The organism is Acidovorax sp. Leaf160 (genome assembly GCF_001424265.1).
Taxonomy (GTDB): Bacteria; Pseudomonadota; Gammaproteobacteria; order Burkholderiales; family Burkholderiaceae_C; genus Paracidovorax.
The window spans coordinates 79,828-90,037 of the sequence record NZ_LMOV01000006.1 but is presented as its reverse complement, the minus strand read 5'-3'; the positions used below and the strand labels follow the sequence as shown (position 1 = coordinate 90,037).

Sequence of the window (10,210 nt, the reverse complement as noted above, 5' to 3'; positions counted from 1 at the left end):
GCACCAGCGCCACGGTGTGACCTGCTCGATGACCGACGGCTACGACTGCTACCAGAACGCACTGGCCGAGCGGGTCAACGGCATCCTGAAGACCGAGTTCCTGCTGCATCGCCCTGCAGGCCTGGAGCAGGCCAGGCGCATGGTTGCGCAGTCGATCAGGATCTACAACTGCGAGCGACCGCATCTGTCGCTGAAAATGCGAACGCCCGATGCAGTGCATCGGGCGTCATTGGCCGGATAGTCCGGCTGGAGTTTTAACAGTCCCTCAGTGTCAACGCTATGCAGGACGGGTCACTTATAGAAGCGTCCAGCCCCCGTGGACCGGCGCGGCCGGCAGTGCTGCCGGCCCGGCCCGAGCCGTCTCCAGCTCGGCAGATCGATCGATCAATGGATCAATCGATCAGCTTGTTCTTGAGGGCGTAGTACGTCAGGTCGCTGTTGGACGACAGCGCCATCTTTTCCATCAAACGGGTGCGGTAGGTGCTCACGGTCTTGACGCTCAACGACAGCGACTTGGCGATGTCGCCCGCCGTCTCGCCCTTGGCCAGCTTCAGGAACACCTGGAATTCCCGCTCCGACAGCTGCTCGTGCGGAGGCGCGTCGTCCTTGCGGTTGAGTTGCTGCGCCAGCAGGTCGGCCACGGCAGGGGTGAGATAGCGGCGGCCCAGCGAGATCGTGCGGATCGCCTCCACGATTTCCTTGGGGTCGCATTCCTTGTTGAGGTAGCCGCTCGCACCCTGGCGGATCAGGTTGATCGCGTAGTGCTCTTCGGGGTAGCCGCTCAGGATCAGGATGCCCATGTCAGGCGCCTTGGCGCGCAGCATGGCCAACGCATCCAGGCCGCTCTGGCCGGGCATGGACAAGTCCATCAACAGCACGTCGATTTCTTCGGCGCGCACCAGGTCAATCGCCTCGCGACCGTTGGAGGCTTCTCCCACGACACGCAGGTCCACGTGCTCAGAAAGAAATTGCCGCAGTCCGGAACGGACAATGGCATGGTCATCAACAATCCCAATCTTGATCATTAAGCTTTCTTTCAGAAGGTCGCTCTTTAGCGTTATCGTAAGCCGCTGCAGGGTGCATCAGCATGCCTGCACCCGTCAAGCCGGCTGCGGCAATTCACATTATCCAGAAAACATTGACCTGTCGTCCGGAGAAACCTATATATGCGCTGGCCCAATTTCCGCAAGATGGCTGTCAGCCTGCCTTTGGCATTGCTGGCGGTGTCTGTGCTGGTGGGCATCAACGAGGTCGGTTACTCCCGCTCGCGCGACGCGGTGAGCGCCTTGACGCGCACCCACACCACGCGGGCCGCACTCGACCGGCTGATGCAGAACACGCTGGACGCGGAGACTGGCCTGCGGGGCTATCTGCTCACGGGCGACGAGCGCTACCTCGAGCCCTATCAGAAGTCGATCACCACGCTGAACAGCAACCTGGACGAGCTGCGCGCCCTGTTCGTCGATTCACCGGAAGATCTGGCGGACTTCGCCCAGCTCTCGCGGCAGATCGCACGCAAGATGTCCGAGCTCGACTTGAGCCTGCGGCTGCGCCGGCAGAACAACGACGATGCATGGAAGTTCGTTCTGTCCACCGACGTGGGCAAGGAGAACATGGACGCGATCCGCACGCAGGCCTCGCTGCTGATCGAGCGCAGCGCGCAGCGCACGGCGCACAGCACGCAGGACATCCTGCACTCGCTCTTGCTGTCGCGCGTCGGTATCGCTGCGTTCGCGGCCATCGTGCTGCTGGCCTTCTACATGTACCTCCACCAGGCGATCACCCTGCAGGCCGTCAGCGAGCGCGAGCAGGAAGTGCTGGCGCGCGAACGCGACCGGCTCGAAGGCCTGGTGCGCGAGCGCACCGCGTCGCTGACCGAGTTGGCGAACCACCTGCAGCAGGTGCGGGAAGACGAACGCGGGCACCTCGCGCGCGAACTGCATGACGAACTGGGCGCGCTGCTGACGGCTGCCAAGCTGGACGTGGCCCGGTTGAAATCGCGGGTGGACGTGCAGGTACCCGAGATCGCGGAACGCCTTCGCCATCTGACCGAAACGCTGAACAGCGGGATCGCCCTCAAGAGACGCATCATCGAAGACCTGCGGCCTTCGTCGCTGTTCAACCTGGGCCTTACCGCGTCGCTGGAAATCCTGACCCGCGAGTTCGCCGAGCGCAGCGGCATCGAAGTGGAGGTCAACCTGGAGACGGTGGACCTGCCCGAGCCGGTGCAGCTGACGGTCTACCGGGTGGTGCAGGAATCGCTCACCAACATCGGGCGCTACGCAGAAGCACGCAAGGTGCTCGTGGCGGTGCACAACTACCCCACCCATGTGTCGGTGCAGATCCGGGACGACGGCAACGGATTCGACACCTCCACCATCAACGCCAGCTCCCACGGGCTCATGGGCATGCGGCATCGCGTGGAAGCCGCAGGGGGCCGCCTCACGGTGACCTCCGACCTGGGCGAAGGCACGCTGGTGGCGGCTGTGCTTCCCCACGCCTGAAGCGGCCGACCTACCCACGCCCGGTGGTGCGCCACCCCGGGTGCGGGTAGCCGCATTTCGCCTGCGGCACCCGCGTTGGCAACGAGCGATTCCGCAGGGATGCAGTCCTACAGCGTGGCGCGCACGGCACCGGCATTCCGGCGACACCCTGCTGAATACATTGGCTTCATGCACCACGAAGCCCGGTGCTGAAGTCAAACCAACGGCCCTCGGGCCGGTTCACAGGAGATGGTTATGTTGCACTACGCAGTCGTTTTTCTGGTCATCGCCCTGGTCGCCGCCCTGTTCGGTTTTGGCGGCATCGCTGCCGGCGCGGTCGGCATCGCCAAGATCCTGTTCTTCGTGTTCGTGATCATGGCCATCGTCACCTTCGTCATGGGCCTGATGAAGCGCGGGTAACAGGCGCCGCACCCCGGCATCGCTGCCACGTCCCACCGCTCTCGCCCTCACGCCGCCCTCTCTAGAAAGGTATTTCCATGACTCTGCAATCCGCCACCGAAAAAGCCGCCAACACCGCCCACACCGTCGCTGAAGGCGTGCTGGACTCCGCCAAGGACGCGGTGAGCGCCACCCGCCGTGCCGCCGCCAACACGCTCGACAAGGCAGAAGCCGGCGTGGACAGCCTGAAGGACGGCGTGAACCCCGCCATCGACGATCTGGCCGCACGGGCCCAGGAACTGGCCAACCGCGGCATCAACTACTGCGCTGAAACCAGCGAACGCGCCCGCCGCCAGCTGAACCAGGTGGCGGACACAACCACCCGCTACGTGGTCGACCAGCCCGGCAAGTCGCTGCTCATCGCTGCCGCTGCCGGCGCCGCCTTCGCCACCATCATCTTCCTGTCGCGAGACAGCAGTGGCCGCCGCCGCGACTACTGAGCCTGCCGCCCAGGGAATGCGCCTCCATCATCACAGCCCCGGCTGACCCCACGATCCAAAACAGAGCGTCCCATGAACAACGACAAGATGAACCAGGCAGCCAATGCCGATGACGGCGATACGCTGGTGCTCGACGAGCAAGCCCTGAAGCAAGCCGCGACCGAAGACCTCGACGAAGGCGCCGTTACGCCGGCCTACGGCCCGCACCGTGACGCCATCGTCAAGCTGCTGAACGACGCACTGGCCACCGAGCTGGTGTGCGTGCTGCGCTACAAGCGCCACTATTTCACGGCGGATGGCCTGGAGTCGCCGGCCATCGCGGCCGAGTTCCTGGTGCATGCGAACGAAGAAGCCGCACACGCCGACATGATCGCCCAGCGCATCGTCCAGCTGGGCGGCGAGCCGGACTTCTCGCCCGACAGCCTGACTTCCCGCAGCCATGCGCAGTACGACGAATCGTCCGACCTGAAGGCCATGGTGCGCGCGAACCTGGTGGCCGAACGCATTGCCGTCGAAGCGTACCGCCAGATGATCACGCTGATCGGCGACAAGGACCCGACCACCCGCCGCATGCTCGAGGGCATCCTGGCGGACGAAGAAGAGCATGCCGACGAATTGAAGGACTGGCTGCACCGCTGAGAAGCGGCTGGCTAGTCCCCCAACAGTCCATCGGCCACGGAGGGTGCAACAGGCCGATGAGCTGGAGTCTCCCAGCACCCGTGTTCAACCATACTAAGGAAACAATCATGAAATACGCACGTGCCCTCGCTTTCGCAGCTCTGGCTGGCGCCACCATCATCTCCGCCGGTTGCTCGGTCGCCCGTGACCAGCAATCCGTGGGCTCCTACGTCGACGACGCAGGCATCACCACCGCAGTGAAGGCCAAGATGGCAGAAGACAAGTCGGTCTCCGCCACTGCGATCAGCGTGGAAACGCTGAATGGCACGGTGCAACTGTCGGGCTTCGCCAAGTCGCAAGCAGAAAAGAACCAGGCTGAAGCCATCGCCCGCAACACCAAGCATGTGCGCGACGTGCGCAACAGCATCGTCGTTCGTCCCTGAGCGACCTGAAGCCCGGAAGGGCATCACCGGCGAGCCCTTTTGACGAGGGCGCCGCCGGCACACCCTCCGGACCTTCGCAGGCCACGGTTTCCAATCCGGAAAGCCGTGGCTTTTTTATGTGAGCCCGCCCGTCGTCGTTGTTGCGCGTGCCGCTTCTGCCCCACGCCCAGCCCCCTGTTCTGCCCTGCCCTTCGCCCGACCCGCTATTCACCGGTAATTCATCATGCGACTCTTTCACTGCACCCACTGCGGATCCCTGGTGTTCTTCGACAGCTCCGAATGCCTGGCCTGCGGCAGCGCCCTGGCATTCGACCCGGAGCGCCTGGAGATGATGGCGTTGCAGCCGGCCACAGACGATCCGACGCTGTGGGAGCGGCTCAACGACGTGCCCGGCTCCGTAGAGCCGGCCAACGGCTCCGCGGCGGCGGTCCCCGCACCGGCATCGCGCTTTCGCATGTGCGCCAACCGCGAAGCCCACAACGCGTGCAACTTCGCCATTCCGTGCCACGACGTGCCGCAGGCTGCAGCCTCCGGCGAGCCATCGCCGGCCCAGCCCGCGCCCATGGACGGCACGGCTGGCGGTGACGCGGCTCCGGATGGCAGCACCCCTGCTCCGGTCGCCGACGCTGCCCCGATGCTCTGCGTGTCGTGCGAGCAGACCCGGATTCTTCCCGACCTGTCCGACCCCGACAACGTGCGCCGGTGGACCAACATCGAGATCGCCAAGCGCCGCCTCTATTACTCGCTGGCCCAACTCGACATCGCCCAGATCGAGGGCGAGCCCGGTCCGGTCTATGAATTCAAGGCCGACACCCCGGAAGCCCCGGTGATGACCGGCCATGACGCCGGCGTGATCACGCTCAACGTGGCTGAGGCCGACGACGACGAGCGCACCCGCCGGCGCATCGAGCTGGGCGAGCCCTACCGCACGCTGCTGGGCCATCTGCGCCATGAATCGGGCCATTACTACTGGGACGTGCTGGTGCTGCTCGGCGGGCATGTCGATGCCTATCGCGAAGTGTTCGGCGACGAGCGCGCCGATTACGGCGAGGCCCTGAAGGCGCATTACGCCAGCGCGCCGCACACGGGCTGGCAGAACGATTTCATCAGCGACTACGCCACCTCCCACCCCTGGGAAGACTGGGCCGAGACCTGGGCGCACTACCTGCACATGGTGGACCTGCTGGAAACCGCGCAGAGCTACCGCACCGAAGTGGCCATCCCCGGCCCGCTGGGTGAACCCCGCTACGCCATGGTCAATCCGTTCACCGAGGCGGTGCCGGACTTCGACGCGATGATGCAGGCGTGGGTGCCGCTGACCCTGCTGCTCAACAGCCTGAACCGCAGCCTGGGCCAGTTGGATGCCTATCCATTCGCCATGGGTGCGGGCGTGAAGGAAAAGCTGCGCTTCGTCCACGCGCTGGTGAACGGCCAGTTGACGCCGGTGACGCAGCCGGTCCAGGAGGACACGCAGCAGCCCGCCGCCACGGAAGCCCCGCCGCTGGCAGACGCGCCCGCCCCTGCGGACGCCGCCGACGTGGCGCCTCCTCCCATGGTGAACGACGCGATGCCCGCACCTGCCATGCAGGATGGTAGCGTGCCGGCCCCCGCCACGCAGGACCCGGCGCAGCTGGCGGTCGCGCAGCTGAACGACGGGCCCGTGGTGACACAGCCCGTGGATGGAACCGCACCAGTCCCGGCGGGCAACAACGCGCCTATGGCGCCCGAGCCGGCCCTGCAGAAATGACGGCCGCGGGCGCCCACGTCAGGGCGCCTGCATTCCGGCTACGAGTTTGAGCGGGTGACCGGATGCGCAGGCCGCTTAGCACTACGCTTATGCTATTGTTTTAATAGCACTAAACATAGCAATGACGAGCGCCTGAGGCCATTTTGATGCATAAATTTGGTTGACGGTTCCCGTGCCGGGACGTTGGTCACCAGGTTGCAGGACGCCGCTGGCAGCGGAGCCCGGCAGCGCGGCGCAGGTCAGGCGGACGCCGGCCCGCCCAGATCAGTGCCAACAGCCAGCCCGGCGACCGCCGGGTCGTCCGCAGGCGCCACCGTCACCGCCACCTTCAGGACATGCCGTGCGCCGCCGTGGATGACGCCGCGCAATGGCGACACGTCGGCATAGTCGCGCCCGACCGCGAGCGTGACGTAGTCCTCGCCCGGCGCGCGGTCGTTGGTGGGGTCGAGGTCATGCCAGGCCCCGCTCACCGCAGCCCCTCGTTCGCCTCGTTCGCCGCGTTCGCCCGGCTCGCCCTCTCCACGCTCTCCCCCGCCGCTGTCCTGCGGCGCATGCGGCACCCACACCGCCACCCAGGCATGCGATGCATCGCTGCCGATGAGCCGGGGCTGGCCGGGCGGCGGCTGCGTCAACAGGTAGCCGCTGACATAGCGGGCGGCCAGCCCGAGACCGCGCAGGCAGGCGATCATGATGTGGGCGAAGTCCTGGCACACGCCTCGGCGCATCGCCAGCGCCTCCAGTGCCGGCGTGCCCACATCGGTGGACGACGATGAATAGGTGAAGTCGGCGTGGATGCGCGCCATCAGGTCGCGCGCCGCAGGCAGCAGCGCACGGCCCGGCGGAAAGCTGGGACGGGCGTAGGCGACGAAGTCGGCATGGCGCGGCACATAGGGCGACGCGAAGGTGAACTCGGCAGCGCAGGCGTACGGCGCGCCCCGGTGGTAGCGCAGGCCGTCGCGCACCGCTTCCCAGGCCACGCTCTCTTCCTCCGCCGGGTGGGCGACGGGCGGCGGCGTCCCCGTCTCCAGCAGGCTCTCTGCCCGCACGCCCAGCGCTCCGTGCGTGAAAGGCAGGCTGAAGAAGGTGCGGGTATTGCCGAAGACGTCCGTCACCTCGCTGCGCTGCGCCGGCAGCGGGTCGATGAGCAGGGCATGCTCCAGCAGCTTCTGCCCCGCCGTTTCGACCGGCCGCAGATGCGCCACGTGCTGCGCGTTGCTGACGGCCGGAGCGTATTCGTACACCGTTTCGTGAATGACGCGCAGCAGCATGTTGAGGCGGAATGGCTTGGGGGATTCAGCTGCCCAGGCTCTGGCGCTGGTCGCCGGAGTGGGTGAAATAGCGGGCGCCCAGCTGGTCGGACAGCCGCCAGGCGTCGCCCGCGCAGCGCGAGAGCATGGCAGCCAGCGCCGGGTAGGCGCCGGTGGAATCCTGCGCGCACAGGGCCTCCAGCGCTAGCTCCGTCGGATCGAACAGCTCGGCGGCGGCCACGGGCTCGCCGTCGGGCGTGTTCTCTGTGCCACCCTCGGCACGGTCGGCGCTGCCATGCGCGTTGCGATGCAGCTTGGCCACGCGGCCCCGCAGCGTGCGCGCGACCCAAGCCAGGGAGCGGGGGTTGTCGGGGTCGAGCACCAGCAGGTCGACCAGCGCCGGCACGTCGTGCCGCAACTGGTATTGCGCGCGGAAGGTGATGGTGCTGTCGAACAGCGCCACGATGGCCTCGAAGCCCCCTTCGTCGGCCACCGCACCGGTGTCGAAGCCGCGCGCCAGCGCGTCGGCCAGGAAACCCAGCCGTTCGATGTGCCGGCCGACGGACAGCAGCCGCCAGCCGTCGTCGCGCATCATGCGGTCGGTCTGTGCCCCGGTCATGGCCGCCATGTGCCCGCTGAGCACCTCCAGCACCCGCAGCGACTCGGGCGCCGAATAGTCGCCGCCATGCGATCCGTTCGGGCATTGCTGGAAGAAGTCGGCCTCGGCGCGCACGATCAGGTTCCACTGCTCCTGCGACAGCCGGTCGCGCACCGCCCCCGCCGCGCCCTTGATGCCGCGCAGGTTGTAGCCCACGCTGGTGGCGCGCACGGTGTCGGCCAGCCCCGCGATCAGCGAACGCTCGAACACGCGCCGCCCCTGCGCCGCGCCGGGCACGCCGGGCGCCACCAGGCCCTGGCTGCGGGCCAGCGCGCTGAGCCAGGCCAGCAGCGGCTGGGACGACTGGTCCTCGCCGTTGAGGCTCTGCAGCGCCAGGCGGGCCAGCCGGATGGTGTTCTCCGCCCGCTCCGTGTAGCGGCCCAGCCAGAACAGGTTTTCGGCCGACCGGCTCGTCACCTGCCGGCTGCGGTGCGCCACGGCGGGCGCCGCCTGCGCGGCCGGCAGCAAGGTGGTGGTGTCCACCGCGCCATCGGTCAGCGCCCACACGTCGGCGCTGCTGCCGCCGCGCTGCATCGAGGTGATCTCGTGCGTGCCGGTGGCGATGCGCGCGAGGCCGCCGGGCAGCACGCGCCAGGCGCCCGGCCCGTCGGACACGGCAAACACCCGCAGCATGACCGAGCGCGGCGCGATGCGCCGGCCGTCCGCCACGGTGCGCCAGGTGGGCGTTTGCGACAGCGGCTGATAGGCCTGCACCGTATAGGCATCGCCCTCCTGCGCGATGCGCTGCGCCCAGGTGGCGAGTTCGGGGCCGGTCAGCCCGTGGCAGAGCACCGGCATTTCGCCCTGGGCGCCCACGCCGGGCCAGGTCGGGCGGATCACGCTCTGCGCCAGATGGGGCAGCACGCCCTGGCGCGCCGCGTCTTCGCCGCACCACCAGGTCGGCAGCGACGGCAGCGCCAGTTCCTCGCCCAGCAGCTCGCGGGACAGCGCCGGCAGGAAGCCCAGCAGCGCGGTCGATTCGAGGAAGGCCGAGCCGGGCGCGTTGGCCACCAGCACGTTGCCCGCACGGACCACCTGCAGCAGCCCGGGCACGCCCAGGCGCGAATCGCTGCGCAGCTCCAGCGGGTCGAGGAATTCGTCGTCCAGCCGCTTGAGGATGCCGTGCACCGGCTGCAGTCCGTGCAGCGTCTTGAGGTAGAGGTGCTCGCCGCGCACGGTCAGATCGCTCCCCTCCACCAGCGTCAGGCCCAGGTAGCGCGCCAGGTAGGCGTGCTCGAAGTAGGTCTCGTTGTAGGGCCCGGGCGTGAGCAGCACGATGCGCGCGCCCTGGCCGGCCGGCGTGCGCTGGCGCAGGCTGTCGAGCAGCGCCCGGTAGGTGGCGGCCAGGTGCTGCACCGGCATCTGCCCGAAGGCCTCGGGAAAGAGCCGCGACACCAGCAGCCGGTTCTCCAGCAGATAACCCAGGCCCGAGGGCGCCTGGGTGCGCTGCGACACGACCCACCAGTCGCCCTGCTCGTCGCGCGACAGATCGAAGGCGGCGATGTGCAGGTGCGTGCCGCCCACCGGCACCACGCCGTGCATGGGCCGCAGGTAGCCCGGGTGGCCCTGCACCAGCGCGCTGGGCAGCAGCCCCTTCGACAGCAGCCGCTGCGGTCCATAGACATCGGCCAGGATGCCTTCGAGCAGGCGCGTGCGCTGCAGCACGCCGGCCTCGATGCGCGCCCAGCTTTCGGCCGTGACGATGAGCGGAAACAGGTCCACCGCCCAGGGCCGCTGCGGGCCGTGGCCGTCTGCGTAGACGTTGTAGGTGATGCCGTTGTCGCGCACCTGCCGGCGCAGGCTGAGCGTGCGGCGGTCCAGGTCGCTGAAGCCATCGGCGCCCAGGTGGCCGAAGAATTCGGCCCAGGCCGGCGTCAGCGGCGCCTCCGCTGCAACGGGCGGCCGGGCCGCCCCGTCGACGCCGCCGCCGCCAGCGGCCGGCACGCCCACGCCACGCAGCTCGTCGTAATGCCCCGGCAAGGCCAGGGGCGCAAGCGCGGCCGCCAGCTGGGCGGGCGTCTCGGGCGTGTCGGGCGCGAACAGGGATTCGTTGGGATGTTCCACAGCCCCGGGATTGTGCGGGAGTTCGGAGCCGTGGAGGATGCCATCCAGCGC

Annotated in this window: 10 protein-coding genes; 7 read left to right on the top strand and 3 right to left on the bottom strand. The window is 67.9% G+C overall.

Features of this window, described 5'->3' with window-relative positions; all coding sequences use genetic code 11:
* Positions 1–241 (top strand): integrase core domain-containing protein (locus ASF94_RS04865; RefSeq protein ID WP_156382424.1); only part of this gene is annotated, 241 nt, incomplete at its 5' end.
* Between the two features lie 151 nt (positions 242–392).
* Here the strand turns inward: ASF94_RS04865 and ASF94_RS04860 are convergent.
* Complete coding sequence (locus tag ASF94_RS04860; protein ID WP_056662412.1) at positions 393–1,025, bottom strand: response regulator transcription factor; 633 nt, start codon at positions 1,023–1,025, stop codon at positions 393–395.
* A gap of 141 nt (positions 1,026–1,166) precedes the next feature.
* Here ASF94_RS04860 and ASF94_RS04855 point away from each other — a divergent pair, with 141 nt between their 5' ends.
* The 6 genes from ASF94_RS04855 (at position 1,167) to ASF94_RS21965 (ending at position 6,190) form a co-directional block, all read left to right on the top strand.
* Positions 1,167–2,504: a CHASE3 domain-containing protein gene (locus tag ASF94_RS04855; protein ID WP_056662410.1), complete on the top strand. Its 1,338-nt coding sequence runs from the start codon at positions 1,167–1,169 to the stop codon at positions 2,502–2,504.
* 234 nt (positions 2,505–2,738) lie between these two features.
* Complete coding sequence (locus ASF94_RS20670; protein WP_082492992.1) at positions 2,739–2,903, top strand: DUF1328 domain-containing protein; 165 nt, start codon at positions 2,739–2,741, stop codon at positions 2,901–2,903.
* Between the two features lie 77 nt (positions 2,904–2,980).
* Positions 2,981–3,382, top strand: a complete 402-nt coding sequence (locus ASF94_RS04850) for a hypothetical protein (protein WP_056662406.1) — start codon at positions 2,981–2,983, stop codon at positions 3,380–3,382.
* A 72-nt stretch (positions 3,383–3,454) separates the two neighbouring features.
* On the top strand, positions 3,455–4,021 hold the full coding sequence (locus ASF94_RS04845; RefSeq protein ID WP_200933021.1) for a bacterioferritin: 567 nt from the start codon (positions 3,455–3,457) through the stop codon (positions 4,019–4,021).
* 107 nt (positions 4,022–4,128) lie between these two features.
* On the top strand, positions 4,129–4,443 hold the full coding sequence (locus ASF94_RS04840; protein ID WP_056662403.1) for a BON domain-containing protein: 315 nt from the start codon (positions 4,129–4,131) through the stop codon (positions 4,441–4,443).
* A 223-nt stretch (positions 4,444–4,666) separates the two neighbouring features.
* On the top strand, positions 4,667–6,190 hold the full coding sequence (locus tag ASF94_RS21965) for a putative zinc-binding metallopeptidase (protein WP_082492991.1): 1,524 nt from the start codon (positions 4,667–4,669) through the stop codon (positions 6,188–6,190).
* A gap of 239 nt (positions 6,191–6,429) precedes the next feature.
* Here ASF94_RS21965 and ASF94_RS04830 read toward each other — a convergent pair whose 3' ends face one another.
* Positions 6,430–7,458, bottom strand: a complete 1,029-nt coding sequence (locus ASF94_RS04830; RefSeq protein ID WP_056662401.1) for a transglutaminase family protein — start codon at positions 7,456–7,458, stop codon at positions 6,430–6,432.
* Positions 7,459–7,483: 25 nt separating this feature from the next.
* Entirely contained in the window at positions 7,484–10,159 is a 2,676-nt protein-coding gene (locus ASF94_RS04825; RefSeq protein WP_056662433.1) for a circularly permuted type 2 ATP-grasp protein, read from the bottom strand.
* Positions 10,160–10,210 lie beyond the last annotated feature (51 nt).